Genomic DNA, 26,959 nt, shown 5'->3' on the forward strand with positions numbered 1-26,959 from the left:
TTTCACGACGCCGCCCGCCCTTTCGACCAGCGTTCACGAGACTGCAAAGATTCCCGGCTCCCCTGACGGCCTTCGGGGCGGAATCCTTGGTTCATGGACATCGACGCACGTGGACCGCGTTTCGCGGCGGCCGTGACGACGGTCGTACTGGCCGCCGCGCTGATCACCCGGAGCCCCTGGATCCTCGCCTGGCAGACGCTGGTGTTCGCGCTCGGCGCGGCCGCCGGCGTGAGCCGCTCGCCGTACGGCTGGGCGTTCCGGACGGCCGTACGCCCGCGGCTCGCTCCCCCTACGGAGTTCGAACCACCCGAACCCCCGCGATTCGCACAGGCGGTGGGCCTGGTGTTCGCGGGACTCGGTCTGGTCGGCTTCACGCTGGGACCCGGCTGGCTGGGTCTCGCGGCGACCGGGATGGCGCTCGCCGCGGCCTTCCTGAACGCGGCGTTCGGGTACTGCCTGGGGTGCGAGATGTTCCTGCTCATCCGCCGAGTAGGGGTACGCGCAGAGTAAAGGCAGGTTAAAAATACGAGGTGGATCATAGGCCGACGTGACGAGGATCTCGCCACTCCGGGGCACCAGGGCTGGCTCCCCGTCCGTTCTTCGGGCACGATCTGCGATACGCCGTAAACCTACGGCTCCGTAACTTTCCCGCCGGGAGCCCCTTTCCCAGGCAGAGCAGAAAGGGTCCGCCCCGCCCATGGCCGAGCTGGTCTACCGTCCCGTCATCGGTTTCGCCAAGACGCTGTTCAAGGTCTGGGACCTCAAGATCGACTGCCAGGGTTCCGAGAACATCCCGCGCTCGGGCGGAGCCGTGCTGGTGAGCAATCACATCAGCTATCTGGACTTCGTCTTCGACGGCCTGGCCGCTCTCCCGCAGAAGCGCCTGGTGCGTTTCATGGCGAAGGAGTCGGTCTTCCGGCACCGGATCTCCGGTCCGCTGATGCGCGGGATGAAGCACATCCCGGTGGACCGCACGCAGGGCGAGACCGCGTACCAGCACGCGCTGGACTCGCTCAAGTCGGGTGAGATCGTGGGGGTCTTCCCGGAGGCCACGATCTCCCAGTCGTTCACGCTGAAGAGCTTCAAGTCGGGTGCGGCGCGCCTCGCCCAGGAGGCCGGCGTCCCGCTGATCCCGATGGCGCTGTGGGGCACGCAGCGGCTGTGGACCAAGGGTCAGCCGCGCAACTTCAGGCGCAACCACCTCCCCGTCACCATCCGGGTGGGCGAGCCGGTCGAGGCCCCGCGCGACCAGTACGCGGGCGCCATCACCCGCCGCCTGCGCGACCGCGTCCAGGACCTGCTGGACGCGGCCCAACGCGCCTACCCGGCCCGCCCGAAGGACACGACCGACACCTGGTGGCTCCCGACCCACCTGGGCGGTACGGCGCCCACGCAGGAGCAGTTGAAGGCCGCCGAGGCGATCTGAGTCTCAGCCCGCCGACTCGGGCGCCCGCACCTCGATACGCACCCCCGGGCTGAACTTCTCCAGCAGCTCGGCGAGTTCGGCGCCCGCCGCCTCGACGTCGGCGACCGGCATCGGGGCGAGGCTCTCCAGGAGGAAGAGCGCCGAGGTGGTCCGCTCGGTCAGGCGGGTGCGGGGGCCCTGGCGCCAGTTCCAGCGGCGGCAGGTGACGCCCGCTTCGTCGCACCACACGACCTCACCGGCGTCCGGGTGCTCGACGGCCTCCTCGCCGCCCGCGACCGTCACGAAGTCCTCCTCGCCCGTGGCGCGCACGAGGCGCATCCCGCCCTGGATGAGATCGAGGTCCTCGCCGCCGACGGGGATCAGGTGGGCGACGCTGATGGCGTTGTAGAGGTCCACGAGCAGGTTGATGCGGGGCAGACCGCCGTCCGCGAGGGCCCGCTTGGCCAGCGCCTCGGCGGAGTTCCGGGTACGGGACGGCTTGGAGCCGAACGCCGTGTAGGCCGCACGCCAGGCCGCCATGTGCGGGTCCTCGTGCGGGGCGCGCCCGTCCAGGCGGGCGGCGAGCCGCCGGGCCGCGTCGTCGAGGAGGGCCGAACTCGCCTCCGTGCTGGGCCCGTTGACCAGACCGTGGGCCTCGATCGCGAGATGCGTGAAGCCGGGCGCGAGTGCGCGCACCTCGTCGGACACGGTGAGCGTGAGAGTCATCTGCCTTGCCTCAGAGTGCGGTGGGGAGCGTCTTCCACAGGTACGGACGGTCGGGCGCCGCTTTCAACGCGCCGAGCACCGCCGGGTGAGGTTCAGCGTACAGCACTGGATAGTCCATCTCACTGGACTCCGGATCGGGGATCCAGGCCAGCCGCTCGCCGTCGAGGGAGAACCGCGCGTCGACGCCGGGTCTGTTGCCGCGCGGATCCTGCCGGTGCCAGCCACCGTCGAAGCGCACGGCGACCAGTCCGTGCAGGACGTGGCCGGCCCCGTCGTCGGCCGCCAGCCGCTGGTAGCACAGGGCCGTGGGGATGTCCTCGGCACGCAGCAGGGCGGCCAGGGCGTGGGCCTTGGCGTAGCAGACGCCGGTGCGCAGCTCCAGCACGTCCGACGCACGCCAGGTGACACGAAGATCACCGGAATCGGCGGAGTGCGGGATGGCGTCCCGTACGAACTCGTACGCGGCCCGCGCATAGGCATACGAGTCCTCGACATCCGACGCCAGCCGGGCCGCCGTCTCCCGGACCAGCGGATGGTGGTGGTCGATGACCTCGTCAGCGGCCAAGTACGCGGACAGGTCGGGGGTGTTCTGGATCAGCTCCATGGGTGCAGAGCATAGAAATACGACCACCCGAGCGTCAATGACTTTTCAGTTGGCCGCATATCTATGCATCAATTCCCGGTCAGCGCGCCATCTCCTCCTTGAGCGCCGCCACGAACGCGTCCACGTCCTCCTCGGTCGTGTCGAAGGCGCACATCCAGCGCACGTCTCCGGCGGCCTCGTCCCAGAAGTAGAACCGGAAGCGCTTCTGGAGGCGCAGGCTCACGTCGTGCGGGAGCCGGGCGAAGACGCCGTTGGCCTGCACCGGGTAGAGGATCTCCACGCCGTGCACGGCGCGGACGCCCTCGGCGAGCCGCTGGGCCATCTCGTTGGCGTGCCGGGCGTTGCGCAGCCACAGGTCCTTGGCGAGCAGGGCCTCCAGCTGCACGGACACGAAGCGCATCTTGGAGGCGAGCTGCATGGACAGCTTGCGCAGGTGCTTCATGTGGCTGACGGCGTCCTGGTTGATCACCACGACCGCCTCGCCGAACACGGCACCGTTCTTGGTGCCGCCCAGGGAGAGGATGTCGACGCCCACGGCATTGGTGAACGTGCGCATCGGGACGTCCAGGGAGGCCGCCGCGTTGGCTATCCGGGAGCCGTCCAGGTGCACCTTCATGCCGTGCGCGTGGGCGTGCTCGCAGATCGCGCGGATCTCGTCCGGCGTGTAGAGGGTGCCCAGCTCGGTGCTCTGGGTGATCGAGACGACCTGCGGCATCGCGCGGTGCTCGTCCTCCCAGCCGTACGCCTGCCGGTCGATGAGCTCCGGGGTGAGCTTGCCGTCGGACGTGGGCACGGTGAGCAGCTTGAGGCCGCCCATGCGCTCGGGGGCGCCGCCCTCGTCGACGTTGATGTGCGCGCTCTCGGCGCAGATCACCGCGCCCCAGCGGTCGGTGACCGCCTGGAGCGCGACGACGTTCGCACCGGTGCCGTTGAAGACCGGGAAGGCCTCCGCGGTCGCGCCGAAGTGGCCGCGGATGATCCGCTGGAGGTTCTCGGTGTACTCGTCCTCGCCGTAGGCCACCTGGTGGCCGCCGTTGGCGAGAGCCAGGGCGGCCAGTACCTCGGGGTGGGCTCCGGCGTAGTTGTCACTGGCGAAACCGCGGACCTCCGGATCGTGGTGGCGACGCGCGTCGGTCTTCGGAGGGTTCACGGCTGCTCGGTCAGCCACAGACGGTTTCCGTTCACTTCGGAGGCGGGCCTGCCCCAGACGCCCTCGACGGCCTCGGCGAGGTCCGTGACGTCCGTGAAGCCCGCGAACTTCGCGTTGGGCCGCTCGGCGCGCATCGCGTCGTGCACCAACGCCTTCACCACCAGGATGGCAGCAGCGGAGGCCGGGCCCGCCTCGCCCCCGGCCTTGCGGAAGCCGTCGGCCATGGCGAGCGTCCAGGCCTCGGCGGCGGCCTTGGCGGCGGAGTACGCGGCGTTCCCGGCGGTGGGCTTGGACGCACCGGCGGCGCTGATCAGCACGTACCGGCCCCGGTCGCTGCGCTGCAGGCCGTCGTAGAAGGCCAGGGAGGTGTGCTGGACCGTGCGGATCAGCAGCTTCTCCAGCAGGTCCCAGTCGGCCAGGTCGGTCTCGGCGAAGTTCGCGCTGCCGCGCCAGCCGCCGACCAGGTGGACCAGGCCGTCGACACGGCCGTGGTCCTTCTCGATCCGGTCGGCCCACGCCCGGGTCGAGTCCAGGTTGAGCAGGTCGACCGTCTCACCGGTGACCACGGCGCCGCCGCCCGCGTAGCGGGCCGCGTCCACGGCCTCGGCCAGGCGCTCGGGATTGTTGTCGGCGCCGACGACGGTCGCGCCCGCCTCGGCCAGCCTGACCAGGGTCGCGTGCCCGGCGGGTCCGCCCGCCCCGGCCACCGCGATCACCGCACCACTGAGAGACCCGTTGCCCGCCATGTGCTTCCCCTCTTGAGCCGTGTTCCGGAGGCGGTCGCTCACGCGGCGACCGGCTCGGCGCTGTCCGCCGTGATGCCCTTGGTCTCGGCGATCACGTTCTTCAGTTTCTTGGACAGGGCCTCGTAGAACATGCTCAGCGGAAACTCGTCCGGAAGCACGTCGTCCACGAGCTTGCGCGGCGGCAGTGCCAGGTCGAGGGCGTCCGGGCCCTTGGCCCACTTGGAGCCGGGGTGCGGGGCGAGGTAGGTGGCGACCAGTTCGTAGCCGGCGAACCAGTGGACCAGCTTCGGTCGGTCGATGCCGTCCCGGTAGAGCTTCTCGATATCGGCGCACAGCTGGTTGGTGACCTGCGGGGCGCGCTCCCAGTCGATGGTGAGCTTGTTGTCGGTCCAGCGGACCACGTCGTGCTTGTGCAGGTACGCGAAGAGCAGCTGGCCGCCGAGCCCGTCGTAGTTGCGGACGCGGTCGCCGGTGACCGGGAAGCGGAACATCCGGTCGAAGAGCACCGCGTACTGCACGTCACGGGCCTGCGGAACGCCGTCGGCCGCCAGCTTCACGGCCTCCTTGAAGGCGGTGAGGTCACAGCGCAGCTCCTCCAGGCCGTACATCCAGAACGGCTGGCGCTGCTTGATCATGAACGGGTCGAACGGCAGGTCGCCGTGGCTGTGGGTGCGGTCGTGGACCATGTCCCACAGCACGAAGGCCTCTTCGCAGCGCTTCTGGTCGTGGACCATGGCGGCGATGTCCTCGGGGAGTTCCAGGCCGAGGAGGTCCACGGCCGCGTCGGTGACCCGGCGGAAGCGGGCGGCCTCGCGGTCGCAGAAGATTCCGCCCCAGGAGAATCGTTCCGGCGCCTGGCGCACGGCGATGGTCTCGGGGAAGAGGACGGCCGAGTTGGTGTCGTAGCCGGCCGTGAAGTCCTCGAAGGTGATGCCGCAGAAGAGCGGGTTGTCGTACCGGGTGCGCTCCAGCTCGGCCAGCCAGTCGGGCCAGACCATGCGCAGCACGACCGCCTCCAGGTTGCGGTCCGGGTTGCCGTTCTGGGTGTACATCGGGAAGACGACCAGGTGCTGGAGGCCGTGCGCGCGGCCCGCGGCCGGCTGGAAGGCCAGCAGCGAGTCGAGGAAGTCGGGCACCTGGAAGCCGCCCACGGCCCATCGCCGCAGGTCGGTCACCAGGGCGCGGTGGTACTCGGCGTCGTGCGGGAGCAGCGGCGACAGCTCCTCGACGGCGGCGATCACCGTGTCGACGGCCCGCTCCATGTCGGCGCGGGCGGGGGCGCCCTCGGCGTCGAAGTCGATGGACCCGTCCTTGGCCTGCCATGGCCGGATCCGCTCCACGCCATCCTTGAGCACGGGCCATGCCGGGTGCTCGACCACCCTGGTCACGGGAGGAACCCGCTCCTCCGAACCCACCTGCACAAGAATTTCCGTCATGACCCATCCTCCACGGGAGCACCTCGCGTTAGGACACCGTATGCATACGTGCTTTCTCCCAGCAAGGGGTCCCTCGGGAAATTATCCTGCGGCGCTCCATCTTCACCGCGCTTTTTCCTGTCTCAAACCGTGAAGGCGCTCACATTCACTACGACCGGTGACGAGGTGTCAGTTCCGGGGCACCGCATGGATCCGGCCGGTCAATGCACGGCGGGACGCGCCCACCCCCGGGTGACCGCCGACAGGGGCACGAGCCAGGCACCACGCGCCCGGCGCACCAATCCCCCGTGTACGTACGGGTTCATCGCGACGGGCGGCCATTAGGCTGCGCCCAGCCGCGTGGACAGCGACGTCCCGTCGTACGGTCCGCGCGCGTGCATCCCCCGCCGCCGTCGACGGAAGCGAGTTGAATCTTGAACTTCCTTACCATCGGTCACCGCGGAGTCATGGGCGTCGAGCCCGAGAACACCCTCCGTTCCTTCGTCGCCGCCCAGCAGGCCGGCCTCGACCTGATCGAACTCGATCTGCACCTCAGCAAGGACGGCGCCCTGGTCGTCATGCACGACGCGGAGGTCGACCGCACGACCGACGGCACCGGCCCGATCGCCGAGAAGACCCTGGAGGAACTGCGCACCCTGGACGCGGGCCGCGGTGAGCGAGTGCCGGTGTTCGAAGAGGTCCTGGACGCGGTACGGGCACCGCTGCAGGCCGAGATCAAGGACGTGGCGGCGGCCCGCGCGCTGGCGGAGCTGATGCAGCGGCGGGATCTGGTGTCCCGGGTGGAGGTGTCGTCGTTCCACGACGAGGCCGTCGCCGAGATCGGCCGGCTGGTGCCGGGCGTGCGCACCGCGCTGATCGCCAGCCGCTACGGCCCCGACGTGGTGCAGCGGGCCCGGGAGGCGGGCGCGGCGACCCTCTGCCTCAACATCCGGCGGCTGACCCTGGAAGTCGTCGAGCACGCCCGCAAGGCGGACCTCAGGGTGATCGGCTGGGTGGTGAACACCCAGGACGACCTGCGGCTGGTGCGCGCCCTCCAGCTGGACGGCGCGACGACCGACTATCCGGAGATCAAACGCACCGCCCGCTTCACCGCGTGAGCCCTCACACCAGGGGCTTGACCAGCAGCTCGAACTGCAGGTCGGCGCGCTGTGGGATACCGAAGCGCTCGTCGCCGTACGGGAAGGGCGTCATCTTTCCCGTACGGCGGTAGCCGCGCCGCTCGTACCAGCCGATCAGGTCGTCGCGCACGGAGATCACCGTCATGTGCATCTCCGTGGCGCCCCAGTCCTGCCGGGCCCGGCGCTCCGCCTCGGCGATGACGACCTTGCCGAGGCCGGCGCCCTGGAGGGCGGGGCTGACCGCGAACATGCCGAAGTAGGCGTGGGTGCCGCGGCGTTCCAGCTGGCAGCAGGCGACGACCCGGCCGTCCCGCTCGACCGTGAGCAGCGTGCCGTCCGACGCCTTGATGACCTCGAGGACGCCCTCCGGGTCGGTCCGCTGTCCCTCCAGGATGTCCGCCTCGGTGGTCCAGCCGGCCCGGCTGGCGTCGCCCCGGTACGCCGACTCGATCAGCGCGACCAGCGCGTCCACGTCGGCGTCGGTGGCGTCGCGGAAGGTCAGTCCGGCGGCGGCGTTCTCCATGGGCGGTTTCTCCGATCTCGGGCGGGCTGAGCCGGCCACGAGCCTAACGTCGCCGCTCGGCGGCCGACGGACCGGTGGTCCCCGAGGCGGCCCCCGGATGCGTGGTGCGGGCATCGGCCGGCACTACGCTCCGGTCGCATGGTGCACGTACTGAGCAGTCGTACCCTTGTCCACCCGACCGACCCCGAACGCTCCCGGGCCTTCTACGGCGAGCAGCTCGGCCTCCCCGTCCACCGCGAGTTCGGCACGGGCCCCGAGCGGGGCACGGTGTACTTCCTGGGCGGCGGCTTCCTGGAGGTCTCCGGGCGCGCGGACGCTCCCGCTTCCCCCGCCGTGCAGCTGTGGCTGCAGGTCGCGGACGCCGGCGCGGCACACGAGGAACTGGTGGCCAAGGGCGTCGGGATCGTACGTCCGCCGGTGAAGGAGCCGTGGGGCCTGGTCGAGATGTGGATCGCGGATCCGGACGGCATCAGGATCGTGCTGGTGGAGGTGCCGGCCGACCATCCGATGCGGTACCGCCCGGGGATCTGACGCCGCGCCGGTGTCCGATGGCCGCTGTCGGTGGCGGGGTCTAGCGTTCGAAGGAGAGATCCCCCTGGAGGAGCGGCCATGGAGTTCGACAAGCCGGTGCCGGGCGGCCCCTGCTGGACGGAGCTGGGGACCGACGACCTGGAGGGCGCCAAGCGGTTCTACGCGGAGCTGTTCGGCTGGCGTCCGGAGACGGATCCCCGGCAGGAGGCCGGCGGCTACACCGTGGCGCATCTCGGGGACGCGGCGGTCGCGGCCCTCAGCCCGCTGTACCAGGAGTCCCAACCGGTCGCGTGGAACGTGTCGTTCGCGGTGACCGGGGCGGACGCGACCGCGCGGCTGGTGGAGGAGGCCGGCGGCACGATGGTGGTCGGGCCGATGGACATCTTCGACGTGGGCCGCTTCGCGGTCGCCCTCGACCCCACCGGCGCGGCCTTCCAGCTGTGGCAGGCCCGGACCTTCCCCGGTGCCGGGCTGCTCAACGCGCCCGGCACGCTGGGCTGGGTGGAACTGGCGACCCGGGACACCGGCCGGGCCGGCGGCTTCTACACCACCGTCTTCGGCTGGAGCGCGGAGCCCTCCGAGTGGTACACGGAGTTCGCCGTCGGCGGGCGGCAATTCGGCGGGATGGCCGACATGGGCGACCGGTTCCCGCCCGAGGTGCCGCCGCACTGGCTGCCGTACTTCGCGGTCGAGGACGTGGACGCCACGGCCGAGGTCGCGGTGGCGGCGGGCGCGACCGTGCGGGCGGCACCGATGACGGTCCCGGACGGCCCGCGCATCGCCGTACTGGCCGATCCGCGGGGTGCGGGGTTCGGCGTCTTCCGGGCGGAGGAGAGGAACTGAGCCGGGGATCACCCGTGCCGCGTGCGGTGACCGCCGGAAGCCGGTCGGCGGCCGGCGCTCCAGCTGTCGTCGTACCGTCCGTCGCGTTCCGCGGTCAGGCCCGCAACACGCCCGCCCGGCCCTCCAGTCGCCCCAGCAACTCGGCGAGCAGACCGGCGAGTTCGCCCTGCCCGTCGGGGGCGAGAACGGACAGCACGGCCGTCTCGTAGGCGAGTTGCTCGGGCAGGATGCCGTCGACCAGGTCCCGCCCCGCGTCGGTGAGGCGGAGGTGGGCCACCCGCCGGTCCCGGGCGTCGCCGCGCCGCTCGACCAGGCCGCGCTCGGTGAGCTGCTTGAGGCGCTTGGTGACGGCGGCGCCGGAGGAGAAGGTCTCCCTGGCCAGCTCGCTGGGGGTCAGTTCGTGGCCGGTGCGGCGCAACGCGCCGAGCAGGTCGAACTCGGGGCGGCTGAGTCCCGCCCGGCGCAGCGGGGCGTCCTCGGCCTGCTGGAGGAGGGCGGCACAGCGGTTGATCCGGCCGATGACCTCCATGGGTCCGGTGTCCAGCTGGGGGTGGACGGCCTGCCACTGCAGGACTACGGCGGCGACCGTGTCGTCTCTGCCCGTACCCCCTTCCGTGTCGCCGCCGGCCGCCGGTCCTCCGTTGGTCGCCGTCATGGCCGTACGTCCTCCGTCGTCCTCGTGCCGTCCCAGGAGTGCGGTCCCTGGCGTCGTACCGTCGCCGCGAGCGTACGGTGTCCGGACTGCTCGGCGAGCACGACCCGCTCCTCGGGCAGTGCGCGCTGCCACCACTCGCCGGACGCGGCGTCCGCCGTGGCCCGCAGCTCGGCCAGGGCGGCGGACAGGGTGCGGCGGGCGCCCCCCAGGGCGCGCGGGGCCGGGTGCGGCTCGGCCAGCAGCCGGGCGGCCTCCTCCCGGGCCCGCTCGACGGCGGTCAGGGCCTGTTCGATGCGGTCGCCGGCCCGCCGGTTGGTGACCACGACGGCGGCGACGAAGCCGACGAGCGCGCCGACCAGGGTGTCCAGGACCCGCTCGGTGATCAGCTGCCCGGAGTCCTGGGTACGGGCGAACTCGGTGATGAGCAGCGCCATCGGGGTGACGCAGACGCTGCCGAGCCAGTAGTTGCGGCCGATCAGCGCCTCGGCGCCGAAGTTGAAGGCGAGGCAGCTCAGCACCAGGACGGCCGGGTGCAGATGGGCCAGCGGCACGACGGCGGCGAAGACCAGGACGCCGAGCAGGTTGCCGACGACGCGCTGGACGCCGCGGCTCCAGGTGAGGGTGACGTTGGCCTGGTACAGGGAGGCGGCGGTGACCAGCGCCCAGTAGGGGCGGCCGACGCCGAGGGCCAGGGAGGCGTATCCGGCGAGGGCGCAGCCGAGCGCGGTACGGGCGGCGAGCGGGGCGAGCGGGCCCAGCCGGCGCCACAGCGGGCGGTGCGGCAGGGCGCGTTCGGTGTCGGCGCCGAGGAGTTCGTCGTCGGCGCCGGCCACCCGCGGGACACGTCCGGTGCCGCGCAGTTCGCGGGCCCAGCCGCGCAGTCGCCCGGGGTCGGCGTCGGCGGGCGCGGCCAGGGCGACCTCGGCGCGGACGACGAGGTGTTCGAGGGCACGGCGGGTGCGGTCGGTGCGGGCGCCGGTGGCGAGCAGGGTCTGCCAGGCGGCCTGCACGGCGGCGGCCGCGGCGGCCCGGGTCCGGGCGTGGTCCGCCCCGGTACCGCGGGTGGCGGCATGGGCGGCGGTGGCGTTCAGGGCATGGGCGGTGGCCCGGCGCTCCGGGCCGTGCGGGCGCAGCAGCCCGGGCGCCATGCCGACCAGCCAGGCCCAGGCGCCCGCGAGCAGGGCGAGTCCGACGTGGCCGGGCACCTGGCCGAGGGTCCCCGGGGCGAACAGGGAGGCGGAGCTGATGAAGGTGAGGACGACGTTCCCGGGCGGACCGACCCGGGTGGCGTCGCACAGGGCCTTCTGCGCGGCGGCGAGCAGGGCGCCGACGGTGACCAGGGCGACCGCGTTCGTGGTGAGCGAGGCGGCCAGCAGGGCGACGGCGAGACCACAGGTCATGCCGAGGACGACCCGGGCCAGGGTGCGGGCGCGGGCGGGGTAGGGGCGGTTGTGGCCGTAGAGGGCGCACAGCGACCCGGCCATCGTGTACATCGCCAGGTCGAGGCGGCCCAGGGCGAGCAGGGTCAGGTTGGGCGGGGCGACCGCGGCGACCACGCTGAATGCGGGTTTGAACCAGATGTCGGTGGGCCGGCCGAGGCGCAGCGCACCGGCGAGGGGCAGACGGCGGGTGGTCGGGGTCGCGGTGCTCATATCCATCAACTTAGCATGTGTTTTACTCGTAAAACAATCTCGAACATGCCGCACGGCCGGTCGTCGGCTATTTTTCGAACAGGCCACCCTCACCTGCTGTGCTCCGCCGAGTGCTCCCCGTGTACATCCCTGCGCTCGCGTGCGCGCCGTGCGGGCGGGGCATCGCATTCCTCGATGCGACGTCGAGCGGGGAGGTGCGCGTGCACGGACCGGCTTCGCCCGGCTGGCTGCTGGTCGCGCTGTGCGCGGCGACCGGGGCCTACTGCCTGCTGCGGATGCGCAGCAGCGTCGAGGAACAGCGGCGCGCCGCGGGCGGCGAGGCGCTGATGGGGTTCGGCATGGCCGCGATGGCCGTGCCCGCGACCGTCTTCACCCCCCCGGTCTGGGCATGGCCGCTGTTCGCGGCGGTGTTCGGCGCGGCCGCGCTCCGTGCCCTGTGGAGCGCCCGCGGCAGCATGCACCATCTGCACCACCTCGTGGGAACGGCCGCGATGGCCTACATGGCGGTGGCCATGGCGGTCTCCCCCGGCGCCCACCACCACGGCGGCGCCGGAGTACCGGCGGTGACCGGGCTGTTGCTCCTCTACTTCACCGGCTACGTCCTGCTGTCCGGGGCACGTCTGGTTCCGGTCGCGGTGGCGGCGGCCGGGAGCGGGACGGCCGGATGGGGCGACCGGCCCGAGCTGGCGCGGGCGTGCCGGCTGTCGATGGGAATCGGGATGGTGGCGATGCTGCTGGGGTTGTAACCCGGCGACGGCACTCGGGGCGCACACGTTGCTTGCGTCACTTTGGCGCAATGGGCTGTACCCCTGGGCGGTCCCCCGCTCATAGGGTGCTGGCCATGATGGTCCCCGTGGCACTGCTGCTGCTCGGCACCCTGACGGCCGTGGCCGGTCCCCGGCTGCTCGCCCGGGCCGACTGGACGGACCGGGAGCCGGTGGTCGCCCTGTGGGTCTGGCAGTGCGTGGTGGCGGCCGTACTGCTGTGCTGTGCGCTGTCGATGACGCTGAGCGCGGCGGCGGCCTGGCAGGCGGCGCGGGGACAGCTGTTCGCGACCGCCCCGAGCGGGGTGGCGGACGCCTATCCGCTCGCCGCGACCGGTCCCTGGGCGGCGGCGACCGCGGTGACGCTGGCCTGCGCCGGACTGTGGAGCGGGGCGATGCTGGTGCGCGAGATCGCGGGGGCCAGGGCCCGACGCCGGCAGCGGCGGGCCGAACTCCTGCTCCGGGCACCATGGTTGCCCGGCGAGGAGAGGTCCGCCGACCGCCTCGTGGTTCTTGAGGGCGACCGCTCCGACGCCTGGTGGCTGCCCGGCACCCCGCCCCGACTCGTCGTGACCACGGCCGCGTTGCGCCGGCTGAAGGGGCGTCAGCTGGACGCGGTCCTCGCCCACGAGCAGGGGCACGCCCAGGCCCGGCACGACTGGCTGCTGCACTGCTCGGCCGCGCTGGCCGGCGGGTTCCCGCAGATCCCGGTGTTCGCCGCGTTCCGTGACGAGATGCACCGGCTGGTCGAACTGGCCGCGGACGACATGGCGTCCCGGCGTCACGGCCGTCTCACCACCGCGCTGGCCCTGGTCGAACTCAACGAGGACCGCGGCGTGTTCGGCCCCGGCCCGGCCCCGCACGCCCATGTCCCGCAGCGCGTCGACCGGTTGCTCACCGCTCCCGACCGGCTCCCCGCCCGGCACCGGCTGCGGCTGACCGCGACCGCCGCCCTGGTTCCCGTGATCCCGGTGCTGGTGGCGCTCGTCCCCGGACTGCGCGCGCTCGGGTAAAGCCGTATCCGGCAGGGGAATTGCCCTTCGAGCAATGATTCGGCAAAGATCACGCCATGCGCCCCCCGCCCAGCGACCGTCCCGCCCCGCTTCTCGCGACCGCCGTCCTCGCCCTTTCCTCGGCGCTGCTGCTCGCCCTCGTCGCCGGCGAGTGGCCTCCGCTGGTCGCACTGGACGAGGACATCGCCGGCACCACCCATCGCTGGGCCGTCGCGGACCACGGCACCACCCAGGTACTGCGCGTCCTGACGGACTGGGTCTGGGACCCGCTGGCCATGCGCCTGCTGTGCGCGGGGGTCGCGGTGTGGCTGGTATGGCGGCACTCGGCGTGGTGGACCGCACTGTGGCTGGCCGTGACCTGCGCGCTCGGCACCGTCGCCCAGCAGTCCCTCAAGGTCGCCGTCAGCCGTCCGCGCCCACAGTGGTCCGACCCGGTCGACTCCGCCCACTACGCGGCCTTCCCCTCCGGGCACACCATGACGGCCACCGTGGTCTGCGGCCTTTTGCTGTGGCTGCTGCACCGCTGCGGCACCGGCGGCGCGCTGTGGCGTACGGCACTGGTCGCGGCCGGTGTCTCGGTGGTCGGCGTCGGCCTGACCCGGGTGTGGCTCGGCGTCCACTGGCCCTCGGACGTACTGGGCGGCTGGCTGCTCGGGGCCCTGGTGGTGGCACTGGCGGTGGTGGCGTACGAGTGGGAGCGCGACGGCCGGGGACACGCTCGCTAGGGCCTGTCCGACCCTTCCCGTCGGCCTCGCGACGCGCTGCGCGCACTCTCGCCGCACCGGGCGCGGACCCGAGTACGGAACCGATCTCCCCAGGCGCCGGCCCGCGCCGGACAACGGCCCGGGTAATGTCCGGCGCATGACTGCCGTGCTCTTCGACTTCTCCGGGACCCTCTTCCGTATCGAGTCCACCGAATCCTGGCTGCGGGCGGTGCTCGCCGAATCCGGGGCGGAGTCCGGGGCGCGGCTCGCCGACTCGGAGTTGGCCGCCGCCGCGCGGGCGCTGGAGGTGGCCGGGGCACAGCCCGGCGGGGCGAACCCGCTGGAACTGCCCGCGGAACTGGCCGGGGTGTGGGCGGTGCGCGACGAGAGCGCGGAGCAGCACCGGGCCGCGTACACCGGGCTGTCCCGCCGGGTGCCGCTGCCGGACCCGGCCCTGCACGAGGCGCTGTACGAGCGGCACATGGACCCGGACGCCTGGACGCCGTACCCGGACGCCGCCGAGGTGCTGCGGACGCTGCGCCGGCAGGGGATCGCGGTCGGCGTGGTCAGCAACATCGGCTGGGACCTGCGCCCGGTCTTCCGTGCCCACGGGCTCGACGCGTACGTGGACGCCTACGTCCTGTCGTACGAACACGGTGTCCAGAAGCCTGATCCGCGGCTCTTCACGGTCGCCCTGGAGGCGCTCGGGGCCGCGCCCGCCGAGACGCTGATGGTCGGCGACAGCAGGCCGGCCGACGGCGGGGCGGCGGCGCTGGGCTGCCGGGTGCACTTCGTGGACCATCTGCCGGTGGCCGAACGGCCGGACGCGCTGCTGCCGGTGCTCGGCCTGGTGGGCGTGGCCCGCCGACCGGCCACGCCCACGCAGGCCTGACCTGTTGGCGCCGTCCGCCCGAGACGCTCCCCCGTGTCGCCCCGGACGGACGGCAGCCCTGAACAGGCCCCGCGCAGAGCGGTGCCCGCTGCGTCGATTATAGTTGGCTGGCAGCCAGTCAACGCAGGAGTTCCAGGATGTCCCCTCGCAGCGCCTCGGTCAATGAAGAGTTGCGGAGGCGTTCCCGGGAGCGGCTTCTGCAGGCGGCGGTCGAGCTGGTCGACGAGCACGGTTTCGAGGCCACCACCCTGGGCGCCATCGCCGATCGGGCCGGGTCGGCGCGCGGACTGGTGTCGTACTACTTCCCCGGCAAGCGCCAGCTGGTCCAGTCCGCCGTGCACCGGCTGATGCACCGCACGCTGGAGGAGGGACTGGAGCGCGAGCCGCACACGGAGGACGGCCGGGAGCGGCTGGCCCGGGCCATCGACGCCGTCCTGGGGCTCACCCGCGACCGGCCGGTGCTGATGCGCCAGCACATGGCGGGCCTGCTCCAGGCGGAGGGCTTCGTGCAGTGCCCGGAGCAGCGCCGGCTGTCGGAGCTGCTCGGCGACACCGTCGCCCGGTACGGCTCGCAGGACGTCACGGCCGACTACCCGATGCTGCGCGCCCTGCTGATGGGCGCGGTGTACGCGGCGCTGGTGCCGGGGGTGCCGATGCCGGTCCCGGTGCTGCGGGCGGAGTTGTTCGAGCGCTACGGGCTCGACTGGGAGCTGGGCGTTCCCCCGGGGTCCGCGCCCGAGACGGAGCCGCAGGACCTGTCCCGGTTCTTCGCCACGGAGGACCGGACCGGGTCCGGGTGACCTGTCGCGTCAGCCGCGTGCGTGACGTGGTGTCAGAAAGCCCGCGTCGCATGCCTGGGCGATGAGCCGGAGGGAGCGCCGGCGGCTGCTCCCGGTCGCCGACATCACGGCGAGGACGGGGTCGGCGCCCTCCTCCTGAGCGGCCCGGTACTTCTGGGCGACCAGCCATCGCCCCTCGATACCCCGCGGCCAGGCCGGCCGGGCGCGCCGCGGACCCGCGGAGCCCTCCGCGCCCTCCACGCCCACCACGCCGTCCGCGCCGTCTTCGAGGTCCTCCCCCGCGGGCTCCTCGTCCGCGTACGACTCCATCCCGCACGCCCTGAACAGCGGCTCCTCGATCCAGTCGGCGAGCACCGTCAGATCGGCCAGGGACAGCGCGGGCCGCGCCTTGACGTCCTCGATCGACACCCGCCCCGCGGCCACCACGGCGAGCGCGTCGACCTGTGCGCCGTCGCCGAAGGCCAGCCTGACCTGGAACCAGGACGTGGCTCCCGTGTGCTCCTGCACCTCCCAGGCCGGCGACACGGACACCGTGCCGTCCTCCGTACGCCGATCAGAAAGATTAAGAAAGGATGCTTCTAGCACACACGAAACGTAACCGCATGATCACACTCCATACGAAGGGACACGCGTCCGCTTCACCCCAGCGGCCCCTGTCGAGGCGGCCAAGCCGGTGGGATGCTGGATTCACCAGCCCCTCGGGCAAGGAGTCCTGCCGTGTTGCGTGTCGCCGTCGTCGGCTCCGGGCCGAGCGGGTGCTACACCGCCCAGAACCTCGTCCAGCTCGACCCCACGGTGGTCGTGGACGTCCTGGACCGGCTGCCGTGCCCGTACGGACTGGTGCGGTACGGAGTCGCCCCGGACCACGAGAAGATCAAGTCACTGCAGGGCAATCTGCGCACGGTCCTCGAACACGAACGGGTCCGGTTCCTCGGCGGGATCCGGATCGGCGGTGGTCCCGGCGAACTCCCGGTGGATCGGCTTCGCGAGCTGTACCACGCGGTGGTGTACTGCGTGGGGGCCGCCGGCGACCGGCGGCTCGGCATCCCGGGCGAGGAGTTGCCGGGCAGCTGGTCGGCGACCGAGTTCGTGTCCTGGTACAGCGCGCATCCGGACGCGATCGACGCCGGTTTCGTGCGCGACGCCCGCTCCGCGGTGGTCATCGGCGTCGGCAATGTCGCGGTGGACGTGGCCCGGATGCTGGCCCGTGGTGTGGCGGAGCTGAGCCCGACCGACATGCCGCAGGCGGCGCTGACCGCGCTGGCGGCGAGCCGGATAAGAGAGGTCCACGTGGTGGGCCGGCGCGGCCCGTCCCAGGCCCGCTTCACCACCAAGGAACTGCGCGAGCTCGGCGCTCTGCCGGACACCGAAGTCCGCGTGGATCCCGATGAGTTGGCGCTCGACCCGGGCTTCGCCGACCCGTCCGCGCTGCCCGCCGCGCAGCGCCGCAACGTGGAGGTGCTGCGCGGCTGGGGCGCGGCCGGTGCCCGTGGTGCGGAGCGCCGTATCTGGCTGCGGTTCTTCCTGCGCCCGGTCGAACTGCTCGCGGACGGCGGGCGGGTGAGCGCGGTGCGCTTCGAGCGGACGGAGCCGGACGGGCACGGCGGGGTGCGGGGCACCGGGCGGTACGAGACCGTCGACGCGCAGCTGGTGCTGCGTTCGGTGGGCTATCGCGGGGTACCGCTGGACGGGCTCCCGTTCGACCCGGTGACCGGCACCGTGCCGCACACGGCGGGCCGTGTCCTGCACGACCCCGCCGGAGTGCCGGGCGGCGACTACGTGGCCGGCTGGATCAAACGCGGCCCGACCGGCGTCATCGGCACCAACCGGCCGGACGCCAAGGAGACGGTGACGTCGCTCCTGGCGGACGCGCCCGTCCTGCTCGGCAGGGCGGTGCCGGAGGATCCGGTCACGGCGCTGCGCGCACTGGGTGTCGAGCCGGTCGCGTGGTCGGGCTGGCAGGCGATCGAGCGGGCCGAGGCGGCGCTCGGCGCCCGGCTCGGCCGCAGCGTGGTCAAGCTGGCGGACTGGGACACGCTGCTGACGGCGGCGCGGTCGGGGGCGTAGCGGAGTCGACCGCGACCAGGTGGGCAGGACACGTAGCGGCAACACCGCGGAAATCAACAAACTGTTCAATCCGCTTACGGTCTGGTCCTGACCGGATGTCGTCCCCGCCGCCGCTCTGGAGTCCTCGTGTCCACCACCGCCGCCCCCGCTCCCTCCCCCGTCCATCCCGTCGACGAGGTCCCACCCCTACGGCGACTGGCCGCCTTCGGCCTGCAGCACGTGCTCGCGATGTACGCGGGCGCCGTCGCCGTCCCGCTGATCGTGGGCGGTGCGATGAAGCTGTCGCCCGCCGACCTGGCGTACCTGATCACCGCCGACCTGCTGGTGTGCGGGGTCGCGACGCTCATCCAGTGCGTCGGCTTCTGGCGCTTCGGCGTCCGGCTGCCGATCATGCAGGGCTGCACCTTCGCCGCGGTGTCGCCGATGGTCCTCATCGGTACGACGGGCGGCGGACTGCCCGCGATCTACGGCTCGGTGATCGTCGCGGGTCTGGCGATCATGCTCCTGGCCCCCGTCTTCGGAAAGCTGCTGCGCTTCTTCCCGCCGCTGGTCACCGGCACGGTGATCCTGATCATCGGGGTGTCGCTGCTGCCGGTCGCGGGCAACTGGGCGGCGGGCGGCGCGGGCGCCGAGGACTTCGGGGAGCCGAAGAACCTGGCGCTGGCGGCCTTCGTGCTCGCGGTGGTGATAGGCGTCCAGCGGTTCGCCCCGGCCTACCTCGCCCGGATCGCGGTCCTGATCGGCATCGCGGTCGGCCTGGCGGTGGCGGTGCCCTTCGGGTTCACGGACTTCGGCGGGGTCGGCGACGCGGACTGGCTGGGCATCAGCACGCCGTTCCACTTCGGCACGCCCACCTTCAGGGCGTCCGCGATCGTCTCCATGCTGGTGGTGGCCCTGGTCACCATGACGGAGACCACCGGTGACCTGATCGCGGTCGGCGAGATGACCGGCCGGAAGGTCGAGCCGCGCTCGCTCTCCGACGGCCTGCGCGCCGACGGTCTCTCGACCGTCCTGGGCGGTGTCTTCAACACGTTCCCGTACACGGCGTACGCGCAGAACGTGGGCCTGGTCGGTATGACCCGGGTGCGCAGCCGCTGGGTGGTCGCGGCGGCCGGCGGCATGCTGGTGCTGCTCGGCCTGCTGCCCAAGCTGGGGGCGGTGGTCGCGGCCGTACCGGCTCCGGTGCTCGGCGGTGCGGGACTGGTGATGTTCGGGACGGTCGCGGCGAGCGGCCTGCGCACGCTCGCGACCGTCGACTTCCACGGCAACGACAACCTGACCGTGGTGGCCGTCTCGGTGGCGGTCGGGGTGCTGCCGATGGGGGTGCCGACGGTCTACGAGAAGTTCCCCGACTGGTTCCAGACGGTGATGAACAGCGGTATCAGTGCGGGCTGTCTGACGGCGATCGTCCTGAACCTGCTCTTCAACCACCTGCCGGCGAAGGCGGATCCGGGCTCGCAGGCGGTGGAGGCCGCGTAAGGGAACGGCCGGGCCCGGGCCGATCGCCCACCGCCACGCGGACGGCCTCCCCGCCTTCGCGCGTCGCCGCCCGCCCCGGGCCGCCCGGTCAGGTCGGGTCCTCGTCCAGCCTCTCCACCACGCGGTCGGAGAGCTGAGCCAGCATCCGCAGCTCCGCGGGCGTGACATGGTCGAGGAACAGTTCGCGCACCGCCTCCACGTGCCGCGGCGCGGCCGCCTCAATCGCCGCGCGCCCCTCCTCCGTGATCACCACGAAGGCACCGCGGCCGTCCTCGGCGCACTCGTCCCGAACCACCAGCCCGCGCTTGACCATGCGGGCGATGTGATGGGACATCCGGCTCTTCTCCCATTCCAGCGCCCGGGCGAGATCGAGGATCCGCCGCCGCCCGTCCGGTGCGTCCGTCAGCTCGACCAGCACCCCGAAGTCCGCGGCCGACACGTTCGACTCCGTCGACATCCGGCGCGACAACCGGCCCCGCAGCCTGTCGTTCAGCCGGAGGAAGCTCCGCCACGCGTGCTGCTCGTCGGCCGTCAACCAACGCACCTTCTCACCCATGAGTCGAGTGTAAGCATGGTTGACATTTCACCGATTCCTCGTCGTCCCGACTGTCGTCCCGACCTCGTCCCGTGGGGGACACCTCACGTGTGGTTGATGTGTCATCGCGTCCCACGGGGCCCCTCGCGCTCGCTTGAGGAGGCGCCGCCGCGCCGGGATTTCAGCGGCGCGGCGGATTCCCGCGTGGCGTGATGACGGCGTTCGGCAGGGCGGGGGCGGGAAGACGGCGCTCGGGGTAGCCGTCGACGGTTCCGAAGCGGCCGGAGGCCGCCTCCCAGTCCGCTCGGGCCCGGACGATGTCGTCATGGCTCCGGCCGATGAAGTTCCACCACATGACGATCTCCTCCTCGAAAGGAGGTCCGCCGAGCAGGATCGTCCGCGCCGGGCCGTCCGACTCGTTCACCAGCGTCAGGGTGTCCGCGCCGCAGGGGACGTACCCCAGTTCGGCCGGCCGTAGCACGGTGTCGATCAAGCGGACGTCGCCGCTGTCCACGAGGAGGCCGTGCTCGAAGTCCGGCGCCACGGCGAGGGTGACCGTCGCACGTGGTTCGAGAACGACCTCCGCCCCGAGGAGCGGGGTGAAGCTCCGCACCGGAGAGGCACTGCCGGCGAGCGAGCCCAGAAAGACCCTGATCTCCGCCCCTTCGACACGCGCGGGTTCCGGCACGTGGTGCTGGAAGTCCCGGTCGGCGCCACGGTGCCGCGCGGGCAGCGCCACCCACAGCTGCACGCCGTGCAGGGCGGTGGTGTCCGGGGTGGAGACCTCCGAGTGGGCGATGCCGTGACCGCCGGTCATGAGGTTCATCTCTCCGGGACGGATCAGGGCATGGGTGCCGAGGCTGTCCCGATGCTCGATCTCGCCGCTGAACAGCCAGCTCACCGTCTGCAGTCCGGTGTGCGGATGTGGGGCGACGTCCATGCCGCCGGTGGCGGACACATCGACGGGGCCGTAATGGTCGGCGAAGCACCAGGCCCCGATCAGCGTCCGGGCCCGCTGAGGCAGCGTCCGACGTACGAGCAGCGCACGCGGGCCGCCCAGGGGCACTTCGCGCGCCGACAGCACATCGACCCGGGGTGCTCCGGCCGGCCGGTTCCTGTCGGCCGGGGCACCGCACCGCACTTCCCCAGGCCGGGTTTCCACATTGCTCATGGGGACCATCTCCCGCACACTTTGGTTGTCGTATCAACTATCATGCCATGAGCACGGCCCCGGCGGCACACAGGGCCGCGGCCGACGCCCGGCTCGACCGCGAGCACCGGCCTGCGGGACATGCCCTGCACCGTGCCGCGAGCACGACGCTCTCCACTTTGGTTGACATATCAAGTACATTCCCCGGGGATGAGAAGTCACCCGCGGGCGAACCGACCACTCACGAAGGAGTCCACCCATGTCTGATCTCGTCTTCGGCCTGGACACGTTCGGCGATGTGCCGGAAGACGACTCCGGCAACCCGGTCTCCGACGCCCACGCCATCCGACAGGTCCTCGACGAGGCCGTACTCGCCGAGGAGACCGGCGTCGACGTCATCGCCCTCGGTGAACACCACCGCCCGGAGTTCGCGATCTCGGCCCCGGAGACCGTCCTCGCCGGCATCGCGACCCGCACCAGCCGCATCCGCCTGTCCTCCGGCGTGACCGTACTGAGTTCCGACGACCCGGTCCGGGTGTTCCAGCGGTTCGCAACCGTGGACGCCCTCTCGAACGGCCGGGCCGAGGTCATCCTGGGCCGCGGCTCCTTCACCGAGTCGTTCCCGCTCTTCGGCTACGACCTCGCCGACTACGACGTGCTGTTCGAGGAGAAGATCGAGCTCTTCGCCAAGCTCCTGGAGGAGAAGCCGGTCACCTGGAGCGGCACCAAGCGCGCGGCGCTCAAGGACGCCGACGTCTTCCCCAAGACCGAGTCCGGGCACCTGAGCACCTGGGTCGGCGTCGGAGGCTCGCCCCAGTCGGTCATCCGCACCGCCCGCTACGGTTTCCCGCTGATGATCGCCATCATCGGCGGCGCCCCAGAACGCTTCACGCCGTACATCGACCTCTACCAGCGCGCCACCGAGCAGTTCGGCACGACCGCCCATCCAGTCGGCGTGCACTCGCCCGGCTTCATCGCCGACACGGACGAGGAGGCCAAGGAAGCGCACTGGCGGCACTACAAGGTCATCCGGGACCGCATCGGCGCACTGCGGGGCTGGCCGCCGGTCCGCAAGGAGGAGTACGAGGCCGAGATCGAGCGCGGCTCCCTCTACATCGGGTCGCCGGAGACGGTCGCCCGCAAGATGGCCCGCACGATCAAGGCCCTCGGTGTCGGCCGTTTCGACCTCATCTACACCACGGGCGCGCAGCCGATCAGCGCTCGTCTGCGCGCCGTCGAGCTGTACGGCACCAAGGTCATCCCGATGGTCCGCGACCTCCTCGCGGGCTGACACCAGGAACGGAGAAGAGATGTCCGCCGCCACCGTCCACACCGTCGGCATCCTGGGTGCCGGAAAGGTCGGCACCGTGCTGGCCCGACTGGCCCTGGCCGCCGGCCGTCGCGTGCTCGTCGCCGGATCGGGCGACCCCGGCAAGATCGCCCTCACCGTCGAAGTCCTCACCCCCGGCGCGATCCCGGTGACCGCGGCCGAGGCCGCGGCGGGGGCGGATGCCGTCGTCCTGGCCCTTCCGCTCGGCAAGTACCGCAGCGTGCCCGCCGACGCCCTGCGCGGCAAACTCGTCATCGACGCGATGAACTACTGGTGGGAGGTCGACGGCAGCCGCGAGGACCTCACCGACCCGCTCACCTCTTCGAGCGAGATCGTGCAGGCGTACCTGCCCGAGGCACGCGTGGTGAAGGCGTTCAACCACATGGGCTACCACGACCTGGAGGACGGGGCCCGGCCCGAGGGAGCCCCGGACCGCAAGGCGATCGCGATCGCCGGCGACGATCCGGACGACCTCGCCACCGTGGCCGGCCTCGTCGACGCGTTCGGATTCACTCCTGTCATCGCGGGCCCGCTCGCCGAAGGGGTACGACTCGAACCGGGCACCGAGCCCTTCGGCGCCGACGTCGGCGCCTCGGAACTGCGCGCGATGCTCGGCCGCTTCTCGGAATCGGCGCGAGGAAAGGCCGTGATCAGCGCGCGGACCGCGGCTTCGGCACGGGGTGCAGACGCGGCCTGATTACCGGCCGCCGTGGCCAGGAGGGACCGGCCGTCGCGCCTCGGCGGACCCTGATGGCGCGGCACGGCGACGGTGCCGGACGCCCGCGCGTCGTCAGCCACGGAGGAACAGTTCCGCCGGCACCGCCCCCGCCAGGACCCCGTAGCCGGCCGGGTTGAGGTGCAGCCAGTCCCCCACCTGGAGGCCGGCCCGCAGTCGGCTCGGATCGGCCGGATCCCGTACCGCCCGGTCGAAGTCGATCACGGCATCGAAATGACCGCGGATCCAGGCGTTCACCCGCTGCCGGGCCGCCTCGCGGACGCCGGCTCCGTCGTCGTACGCGTTGCCGCCGAAGGGCAGCAGGGTGGCGCCGTAGACCCGGATGCCCTGGGCGTGGGCCCGGATCACGATCTGCCGGTAGGCGGCGATCAGGTCGTCGGCCACGGCGCGCTGGGCGTCCGGGGTGGCCGCGGCGGTCCCGATGTCGTTGACGCCCTCGAAGACGATCAGCCAGGAGACCCCGCTGCGGGTCAGGACGTCCCGGTCGAGGCGGGCCAGGACATTGGGGCCGAGCCCGTCGTCGAGCACACGGTTGCCCCCTGCCGCCTGGTTGAGGACCGCGATGTCCGAGGTGGCCGGGCGGGCCTGGAGGCGGTCGAAGAACTGGTCGGGCCAGCGGTCGTTGCCGTTGGTCGTGGATCCCCGGCCGTCGGTGAGCGAGTCACCGAGCACGGCCACCGCCCGGGTCGCGGCCGGTGCCGCCACCTCGACGTCGCTCAGCAGATACCAGTGGTCGGCCGAGGCGGCGCCGGTCAGGTCCGGGTCCCGGGTGTGGTCGCCCTTGACGAGGTACGACGTGGTGCGCGACCCCGGATGCGAGGTGAGCGCCAGATCGGGCTGGCCCTGCGCGGTGTAGGCGGTGACGGTGACGTTGGATCCGGGGGCCAGCTCGAAGTCGACGGGATCGGAGACGACCTGGGCGCCGACCGGGACCACGGTCGCGGTACGGCCCGAGAAGGTGACCGGGTGCAGGCTGCCCGGCACGATCGCGCTGACCCCCGCCCGCCCGTCCCGCGGGAACACCACGGTCACCGCGGTGAGCGGGAGCGGGGTGTCGCCGTAGGCGTTGGAGAAGCGCAGCCGCAGCCGATGGCCGCCGGTGGTGACGCGGACGGTCTGGCGCAGGGTGGTGTCGACCAGTACCGACCTCTCCCCCGTGAAGGGCGTGGGCGGCAGGTTGCCGGCCTCGGTGAGCTGCGGCATGCCGGTCCAGGTGTTCACCCAGTGGCCGCCCCGGTCCGGCTGCGCGCCGGCCGGCCGGGGAGCGCGGACCAGCGCGGTGACGGCCGTGGCGGTCACCGCCAGGGCGAGAGCCAGGACGCAGGCGCTGAGGAGCGTGACGAGCGGTGTTCTGCTGGACTGCGGCTTCACGGGGGCCTTCCTGACGAGGGACGACGGCGACGCCGTCGTCGACTGACCGTGCAGGTGGTGCCGTCGCGGGTGTCTGCGGGTGGGGGCCGGGCCGTTGCCCGTCGTGGCTCCTTTCCGGTCGCGGCTCGGTGCGGCGTCGTGCGGGATCCACCGGCATCGTGGCATGGACATGGCCGCCATGGAAGCGCTCCCACGCGAGTTCGGGAGGCGAGGCCCGGATGAGAACCGATGCTGCGCGAGGCGTTGACTAGAAAGCGCTTGCATCCTACGTTCCGTTCAGCACCGTGACCACCGAGCCCGGCAATGGTCCCCGCCGGGCAGGTGACTGCATTCCCGGTTCGACCAGTTGGACGCCGTTCACATACACGTTCATTCGTCGAACCTCCAGAAGGACCCCCCACTCGACAGAAGGCATACGGGACATGACTTCACGAGCACGAACCAGCGCGCGGACACTGGCGGGCGGACTGGCCGCTTTCGGACTCTCGCTTGGCATGATCATGACTGGCGAAGGACGGGCGAACGCGGCCACCTGGCCGACCGCGAGCGGCAGCCAGGCCGTCACCGCGACCATCAAGCTGTCGGGCACGAAGGACTACGGGATGCTGCGCCTGTACGGCAGCGGCGACCTCGGCAGCGGTGGCCAGAGCGAGGACCAGGACCCGATCCTCGACCTGGCAGCCGGCACGGTCCTGAAGAACGTCATCATCGGCGCGCCCGCCGCGGACGGCATCCACTGCGAGGGCGGTTGCACCCTGCAGAACGTGTGGTGGGAGGACGTCGGCGAGGACGCGGCGACCTTCCGCGGCTCCTCCTCGTCCAACGTCTACACCGTCTCCGGCGGCGGCGCGAAGGAGGCCAGCGACAAGGTGTTCCAGTTCAACGGCGCCGGGACGCTCAACGTGTCGGGCTTCGCCGTGCAGAACTTCGGCAAGCTGGTCCGCTCGTGCGGCAACTGCTCCACGCAGTACAAGCGCACGATCAACCTCAACACCATCGAGGCGACCTACAAGGGCAGCGCGCTCGTCGGGATCAACACCAACTACGGCGACAGCGCGACGCTGAAGAACATCACGATCGTCGGGGACAGCGGCAAGAAGATCGTGCCGTGCCAGAAGTACATCGGCAACAACACCGGCGCGGAGCCTCCGACGAACGGAAGCGGGCCGGACGGGACGTACTGCAAGTACGCGAGCTCGGACATCACCTACAGGTGAGCCCGAGCGGTGGGGTCGTCGCCCCCTACCGGGCGGCGGCCCCACCGCAGCGGGTCCGTGTCCGCTCCGGGGCGGGACCCGCACCGGTGTACGGGCCGAACGAGGGGACGGGGAGCGGGAGTCGGGGATGACGGCGGAGAACGTCGAGCCCCGGCGGGTCATGCGGACAGGCCGGTCCCGCACCCCCGGTCCGTCACGTCACGTCACGGCGTCGGTGGCACCGTGGTGGGCCGTGGCCCGGGCGGGCACCGGAGGCTGGTCCGGCCAGGCGAACGCGTACCGGGGATCGCCGCCGCGGCTCAGCCGTACGAAGCGCAGGAGTTCGCGGACGATGCCCGCGTTGCCCATCGCCCAGCCGGTGCGCGGTTCGAGGTCGCTCGGGGTGGCCCGGTGTTCGGTGTTGGACCAGCGAGCGCCGTCCTCGTCCCGGATCGCGCGGGCGGCCAGGTCCGCGACGAGGACCTGGGCGAAGTCGTACGGGTCCTGCTGTTCGGCGATCCGGTCGCAGGCCAGGGCGAGGACGCCCGCGGTGCCGCAGCAACGGCCGTTGTTGTCCCAGAAGCCGGGGCGCAGCCGCTGGGGCAGGCCGGAGTGCGTCACCGTGTGCCAGCAGCGGTCGGCGAGGGCGGTCCAGCCGGGGTCGGCCGTGACGTCCCGCAGCAGCCGGAAGGCCTGGGCGTCGCCGGCCGGGCCGTGGCACCAGCCGTAGCTGACGGGATCGATCACGTCGGGGCGGAACTGAGGGGTGGAGTGCGGCACCAGGAAACCCTCCGGCCCCGCCTGGTCACGCGCCACGACGTCCGCGGCACCGGCCAGCGCCAGTTCGACCAGATCCGCACGGCCGGTGGCGCCGCCGACCCGGGCCAGCGCCAGGACGATACCGAGCCCGCCGTGTGAAATATGGTGCAGGCGGGAGTCGACACCCGTGCGATGGGGCCACTGGACACCCGCCGGAGTCGGCTCCGCCGTCCGCAGATACGGTTCCACGGCCAGGACGGCCAGTTCGGGGTCGCCGGCCGCGAGTGCCCCAAGGCCGATCCCCGCGTTCCCGCCCATCAGCTCGAACAGGTCGCCCCACCGGGTGCCGTCGAAACGTGACCGCACGACCGTCAGCGCCCGGTCGGCCGCGGCACCGGCGGCGTTGTCGCCGAGTTCCTCCTGAAGTGCCCGCAGGACGAGCGCCATTCCGGTACGGCCGAAGTACAGGGAATCGTCGTCGGCGCCGTCGACGGCGTCCGCGATGCTGCGGCCCGTGCGCAGGGCGGTGTCGGCGTAGGAGTCGTCGCCGAAGTGCCGCCACGCCTCCAGGAGCACCAGGACCTGCCCGGCCGTACCGCGGTAGAACATGGGGGTGAGTTCGTCGTCGGAGCGGCGGTCCGGCCAGGCGAGTGCCCCTCCGGATGTCTCCCGGGCGGACCCGGTCAGCCACCGCAGCCCGTCCAGCGCGAGTCCCTCGACTTCGTCAACCGCCACTGTCGTGGCCTGTGATGCAGTCATGGACCCACTCTTCCA

The 26,959-nt window shown here is 71.9% G+C and carries 28 protein-coding genes; 15 read left to right on the plus strand and 13 right to left on the minus strand.

Features of this window, described 5'->3' with window-relative positions; all coding sequences use genetic code 11:
• The first annotated feature begins 93 nt into the window (after nucleotides 1-93).
• The gene (locus ACWDGI_RS29600) at nucleotides 94-510 is read left to right on the plus strand and encodes a DUF4395 domain-containing protein (RefSeq protein WP_450764104.1); all 417 of its coding nucleotides are present in this window, start codon (nucleotides 94-96) and stop codon (nucleotides 508-510) included.
• Between the two features lie 187 nt (nucleotides 511-697).
• Nucleotides 698-1,426 (plus strand): lysophospholipid acyltransferase family protein, encoded by a 729-nt coding sequence (locus tag ACWDGI_RS29605; protein ID WP_450764106.1) that lies wholly within the window; start codon nucleotides 698-700, stop codon nucleotides 1,424-1,426.
• A 3-nt stretch (nucleotides 1,427-1,429) separates the two neighbouring features.
• Here the strand turns inward: ACWDGI_RS29605 and ACWDGI_RS29610 are convergent, their stop codons facing one another.
• The 5 genes from ACWDGI_RS29610 to ACWDGI_RS29630 all read right to left on the minus strand — a co-directional run bounded on the left by ACWDGI_RS29610 (nucleotide 1,430) and on the right by ACWDGI_RS29630 (nucleotide 6,067).
• Complete coding sequence (locus ACWDGI_RS29610) at nucleotides 1,430-2,131, minus strand: B3/B4 domain-containing protein (RefSeq protein ID WP_450764107.1); 702 nt, start codon at nucleotides 2,129-2,131, stop codon at nucleotides 1,430-1,432.
• Nucleotides 2,132-2,141: 10 nt separating this feature from the next.
• Nucleotides 2,142-2,735: a transglutaminase domain-containing protein gene (locus ACWDGI_RS29615; protein ID WP_450764109.1), complete on the minus strand. Its 594-nt coding sequence runs from the start codon at nucleotides 2,733-2,735 to the stop codon at nucleotides 2,142-2,144.
• Between the two features lie 79 nt (nucleotides 2,736-2,814).
• A complete protein-coding gene (locus ACWDGI_RS29620; RefSeq protein WP_450764111.1) occupies nucleotides 2,815-3,885 on the minus strand; it encodes a threonine aldolase family protein in 1,071 nt (356 codons plus the stop codon).
• Nucleotides 3,882-4,631 (minus strand): SDR family NAD(P)-dependent oxidoreductase, encoded by a 750-nt coding sequence (locus ACWDGI_RS29625; protein ID WP_450764113.1) that lies wholly within the window; start codon nucleotides 4,629-4,631, stop codon nucleotides 3,882-3,884. Before ACWDGI_RS29625 ends, ACWDGI_RS29620 begins: the two co-directional genes overlap by 4 nt.
• A 38-nt stretch (nucleotides 4,632-4,669) precedes the next feature.
• Nucleotides 4,670-6,067 (minus strand): DUF6421 family protein, encoded by a 1,398-nt coding sequence (locus ACWDGI_RS29630; RefSeq protein ID WP_450764115.1) that lies wholly within the window; start codon nucleotides 6,065-6,067, stop codon nucleotides 4,670-4,672.
• Nucleotides 6,068-6,480: 413 nt separating this feature from the next.
• Here ACWDGI_RS29630 and ACWDGI_RS29635 point away from each other — a divergent pair, with 413 nt between their 5' ends.
• The gene (locus ACWDGI_RS29635) at nucleotides 6,481-7,164 is read left to right on the plus strand and encodes a glycerophosphodiester phosphodiesterase (RefSeq protein WP_450764117.1); all 684 of its coding nucleotides are present in this window, start codon (nucleotides 6,481-6,483) and stop codon (nucleotides 7,162-7,164) included.
• A gap of 4 nt (nucleotides 7,165-7,168) precedes the next feature.
• Here the strand turns inward: ACWDGI_RS29635 and ACWDGI_RS29640 are convergent, their stop codons facing one another.
• Nucleotides 7,169-7,708: a GNAT family N-acetyltransferase gene (locus ACWDGI_RS29640; protein WP_450764119.1), complete on the minus strand. Its 540-nt coding sequence runs from the start codon at nucleotides 7,706-7,708 to the stop codon at nucleotides 7,169-7,171.
• Nucleotides 7,709-7,846: 138 nt separating this feature from the next.
• Here ACWDGI_RS29640 and ACWDGI_RS29645 point away from each other — a divergent pair, with 138 nt between their 5' ends.
• Complete coding sequence (locus ACWDGI_RS29645) at nucleotides 7,847-8,239, plus strand: VOC family protein (RefSeq protein WP_450764121.1); 393 nt, start codon at nucleotides 7,847-7,849, stop codon at nucleotides 8,237-8,239.
• A gap of 78 nt (nucleotides 8,240-8,317) precedes the next feature.
• Nucleotides 8,318-9,082, plus strand: coding sequence for a VOC family protein (locus ACWDGI_RS29650; RefSeq protein ID WP_450764123.1), 765 nt, complete (start codon nucleotides 8,318-8,320; stop codon nucleotides 9,080-9,082).
• A gap of 94 nt (nucleotides 9,083-9,176) precedes the next feature.
• On the opposite strand, the gene ACWDGI_RS29655 is transcribed toward ACWDGI_RS29650, so the two are convergent.
• Entirely contained in the window at nucleotides 9,177-9,737 is a 561-nt protein-coding gene (locus ACWDGI_RS29655) for a MarR family winged helix-turn-helix transcriptional regulator (protein WP_450764125.1), read from the minus strand.
• The gene (locus tag ACWDGI_RS29660) at nucleotides 9,734-11,389 is read right to left on the minus strand and encodes an FUSC family protein (protein ID WP_450764127.1); all 1,656 of its coding nucleotides are present in this window, start codon (nucleotides 11,387-11,389) and stop codon (nucleotides 9,734-9,736) included. The genes ACWDGI_RS29655 and ACWDGI_RS29660 overlap by 4 nt, the downstream gene beginning before the upstream one ends.
• A gap of 200 nt (nucleotides 11,390-11,589) precedes the next feature.
• Between ACWDGI_RS29660 and ACWDGI_RS29665 the strand changes: the two genes are divergently transcribed.
• The 5 genes from ACWDGI_RS29665 (at nucleotide 11,590) to ACWDGI_RS29685 (ending at nucleotide 15,562) form a co-directional block, all read left to right on the plus strand.
• Nucleotides 11,590-12,135 (plus strand): DUF5134 domain-containing protein, encoded by a 546-nt coding sequence (locus ACWDGI_RS29665; RefSeq protein ID WP_450764129.1) that lies wholly within the window; start codon nucleotides 11,590-11,592, stop codon nucleotides 12,133-12,135.
• Nucleotides 12,136-12,230: 95 nt separating this feature from the next.
• Nucleotides 12,231-13,166: a M56 family metallopeptidase gene (locus tag ACWDGI_RS29670; RefSeq protein WP_450764131.1), complete on the plus strand. Its 936-nt coding sequence runs from the start codon at nucleotides 12,231-12,233 to the stop codon at nucleotides 13,164-13,166.
• Between the two features lie 56 nt (nucleotides 13,167-13,222).
• Nucleotides 13,223-13,891: a phosphatase PAP2 family protein gene (locus tag ACWDGI_RS29675; RefSeq protein ID WP_450764133.1), complete on the plus strand. Its 669-nt coding sequence runs from the start codon at nucleotides 13,223-13,225 to the stop codon at nucleotides 13,889-13,891.
• A 136-nt stretch (nucleotides 13,892-14,027) separates the two neighbouring features.
• Nucleotides 14,028-14,762 (plus strand): HAD family hydrolase, encoded by a 735-nt coding sequence (locus ACWDGI_RS29680; protein ID WP_450764135.1) that lies wholly within the window; start codon nucleotides 14,028-14,030, stop codon nucleotides 14,760-14,762.
• A 137-nt stretch (nucleotides 14,763-14,899) separates the two neighbouring features.
• Nucleotides 14,900-15,562 (plus strand): TetR/AcrR family transcriptional regulator, encoded by a 663-nt coding sequence (locus tag ACWDGI_RS29685; RefSeq protein ID WP_450764137.1) that lies wholly within the window; start codon nucleotides 14,900-14,902, stop codon nucleotides 15,560-15,562.
• Between the two features lie 9 nt (nucleotides 15,563-15,571).
• Here ACWDGI_RS29685 and ACWDGI_RS29690 read toward each other — a convergent pair whose 3' ends face one another.
• The gene (locus ACWDGI_RS29690) at nucleotides 15,572-16,093 is read right to left on the minus strand and encodes a DUF6214 family protein (RefSeq protein WP_450764139.1); all 522 of its coding nucleotides are present in this window, start codon (nucleotides 16,091-16,093) and stop codon (nucleotides 15,572-15,574) included.
• 186 nt (nucleotides 16,094-16,279) lie between these two features.
• Here ACWDGI_RS29690 and ACWDGI_RS29695 point away from each other — a divergent pair, with 186 nt between their 5' ends.
• Nucleotides 16,280-17,629: an FAD-dependent oxidoreductase gene (locus ACWDGI_RS29695; protein WP_450764141.1), complete on the plus strand. Its 1,350-nt coding sequence runs from the start codon at nucleotides 16,280-16,282 to the stop codon at nucleotides 17,627-17,629.
• Between the two features lie 126 nt (nucleotides 17,630-17,755).
• Nucleotides 17,756-19,108: a nucleobase:cation symporter-2 family protein gene (locus ACWDGI_RS29700; RefSeq protein ID WP_450764143.1), complete on the plus strand. Its 1,353-nt coding sequence runs from the start codon at nucleotides 17,756-17,758 to the stop codon at nucleotides 19,106-19,108.
• An 88-nt stretch (nucleotides 19,109-19,196) separates the two neighbouring features.
• Here ACWDGI_RS29700 and ACWDGI_RS29705 read toward each other — a convergent pair whose 3' ends face one another.
• Nucleotides 19,197-19,664, minus strand: coding sequence for a MarR family winged helix-turn-helix transcriptional regulator (locus tag ACWDGI_RS29705; protein WP_450764145.1), 468 nt, complete (start codon nucleotides 19,662-19,664; stop codon nucleotides 19,197-19,199).
• 160 nt (nucleotides 19,665-19,824) lie between these two features.
• The gene (locus ACWDGI_RS29710; RefSeq protein WP_450764147.1) at nucleotides 19,825-20,814 is read right to left on the minus strand and encodes a pirin family protein; all 990 of its coding nucleotides are present in this window, start codon (nucleotides 20,812-20,814) and stop codon (nucleotides 19,825-19,827) included.
• 238 nt (nucleotides 20,815-21,052) lie between these two features.
• Here ACWDGI_RS29710 and ACWDGI_RS29715 point away from each other — a divergent pair, with 238 nt between their 5' ends.
• Together ACWDGI_RS29715 and ACWDGI_RS29720 are read left to right on the plus strand one after the other, a co-directional pair.
• Nucleotides 21,053-22,084 (plus strand): LLM class flavin-dependent oxidoreductase, encoded by a 1,032-nt coding sequence (locus ACWDGI_RS29715; RefSeq protein WP_450764149.1) that lies wholly within the window; start codon nucleotides 21,053-21,055, stop codon nucleotides 22,082-22,084.
• Nucleotides 22,085-22,103: 19 nt separating this feature from the next.
• Complete coding sequence (locus ACWDGI_RS29720) at nucleotides 22,104-22,820, plus strand: NADPH-dependent F420 reductase (RefSeq protein ID WP_450764151.1); 717 nt, start codon at nucleotides 22,104-22,106, stop codon at nucleotides 22,818-22,820.
• A gap of 93 nt (nucleotides 22,821-22,913) precedes the next feature.
• On the opposite strand, the gene ACWDGI_RS29725 is transcribed toward ACWDGI_RS29720, so the two are convergent.
• Nucleotides 22,914-24,230 carry an SGNH/GDSL hydrolase family protein gene (locus ACWDGI_RS29725; protein WP_450764153.1) on the minus strand — a complete coding sequence of 439 codons (1,317 nt, stop codon included), beginning with the start codon at nucleotides 24,228-24,230 and terminating at the stop codon, nucleotides 22,914-22,916.
• A 422-nt stretch (nucleotides 24,231-24,652) separates the two neighbouring features.
• Between ACWDGI_RS29725 and ACWDGI_RS29730 the strand changes: the two genes are divergently transcribed.
• Nucleotides 24,653-25,447: a pectate lyase gene (locus ACWDGI_RS29730; RefSeq protein WP_450764155.1), complete on the plus strand. Its 795-nt coding sequence runs from the start codon at nucleotides 24,653-24,655 to the stop codon at nucleotides 25,445-25,447.
• 198 nt (nucleotides 25,448-25,645) lie between these two features.
• Here the strand turns inward: ACWDGI_RS29730 and ACWDGI_RS29735 are convergent, their stop codons facing one another.
• Complete coding sequence (locus ACWDGI_RS29735) at nucleotides 25,646-26,944, minus strand: lanthionine synthetase LanC family protein (protein WP_450764157.1); 1,299 nt, start codon at nucleotides 26,942-26,944, stop codon at nucleotides 25,646-25,648.
• Between the last annotated feature and the right edge of the window lie 15 nt (nucleotides 26,945-26,959).

The organism is Streptomyces sp. NPDC001220 (assembly GCF_053597895.1).

Bases quoted from the DNA above. Each gene is read 5' to 3' on its own strand.
- ACWDGI_RS29660 (WP_450764127.1), bottom strand. From the start codon at position 11,389: ATGAGCACCGCGACCCCGACCACCCGCCGTCTGCCCCTCGCCGGTGCG.
- ACWDGI_RS29705 (WP_450764145.1), bottom strand. From the start codon at position 19,664: ATGGGTGAGAAGGTGCGTTGGTTGACGGCCGACGAGCAGCACGCGTGG.
- ACWDGI_RS29680 (WP_450764135.1), top strand. From the start codon at position 14,028: ATGACTGCCGTGCTCTTCGACTTCTCCGGGACCCTCTTCCGTATCGAG.
- ACWDGI_RS29625 (WP_450764113.1), bottom strand. From the start codon at position 4,631: ATGGCGGGCAACGGGTCTCTCAGTGGTGCGGTGATCGCGGTGGCCGGG.
- ACWDGI_RS29605 (WP_450764106.1), top strand. From the start codon at position 698: ATGGCCGAGCTGGTCTACCGTCCCGTCATCGGTTTCGCCAAGACGCTG.
- ACWDGI_RS29650 (WP_450764123.1), top strand. From the start codon at position 8,318: ATGGAGTTCGACAAGCCGGTGCCGGGCGGCCCCTGCTGGACGGAGCTG.
- ACWDGI_RS29730 (WP_450764155.1), top strand. From the start codon at position 24,653: ATGACTTCACGAGCACGAACCAGCGCGCGGACACTGGCGGGCGGACTG.
- ACWDGI_RS29615 (WP_450764109.1), bottom strand. From the start codon at position 2,735: ATGGAGCTGATCCAGAACACCCCCGACCTGTCCGCGTACTTGGCCGCT.
- ACWDGI_RS29600 (WP_450764104.1), top strand. From the start codon at position 94: ATGGACATCGACGCACGTGGACCGCGTTTCGCGGCGGCCGTGACGACG.
- ACWDGI_RS29720 (WP_450764151.1), top strand. From the start codon at position 22,104: ATGTCCGCCGCCACCGTCCACACCGTCGGCATCCTGGGTGCCGGAAAG.
- ACWDGI_RS29685 (WP_450764137.1), top strand. From the start codon at position 14,900: ATGTCCCCTCGCAGCGCCTCGGTCAATGAAGAGTTGCGGAGGCGTTCC.
- ACWDGI_RS29710 (WP_450764147.1), bottom strand. From the start codon at position 20,814: ATGAGCAATGTGGAAACCCGGCCTGGGGAAGTGCGGTGCGGTGCCCCG.
- ACWDGI_RS29715 (WP_450764149.1), top strand. From the start codon at position 21,053: ATGTCTGATCTCGTCTTCGGCCTGGACACGTTCGGCGATGTGCCGGAA.
- ACWDGI_RS29735 (WP_450764157.1), bottom strand. From the start codon at position 26,944: ATGACTGCATCACAGGCCACGACAGTGGCGGTTGACGAAGTCGAGGGA.
- ACWDGI_RS29675 (WP_450764133.1), top strand. From the start codon at position 13,223: ATGCGCCCCCCGCCCAGCGACCGTCCCGCCCCGCTTCTCGCGACCGCC.
- ACWDGI_RS29670 (WP_450764131.1), top strand. From the start codon at position 12,231: ATGATGGTCCCCGTGGCACTGCTGCTGCTCGGCACCCTGACGGCCGTG.
- ACWDGI_RS29655 (WP_450764125.1), bottom strand. From the start codon at position 9,737: ATGACGGCGACCAACGGAGGACCGGCGGCCGGCGGCGACACGGAAGGG.
- ACWDGI_RS29610 (WP_450764107.1), bottom strand. From the start codon at position 2,131: ATGACTCTCACGCTCACCGTGTCCGACGAGGTGCGCGCACTCGCGCCC.
- ACWDGI_RS29640 (WP_450764119.1), bottom strand. From the start codon at position 7,708: ATGGAGAACGCCGCCGCCGGACTGACCTTCCGCGACGCCACCGACGCC.
- ACWDGI_RS29645 (WP_450764121.1), top strand. From the start codon at position 7,847: ATGGTGCACGTACTGAGCAGTCGTACCCTTGTCCACCCGACCGACCCC.
- ACWDGI_RS29630 (WP_450764115.1), bottom strand. From the start codon at position 6,067: ATGACGGAAATTCTTGTGCAGGTGGGTTCGGAGGAGCGGGTTCCTCCC.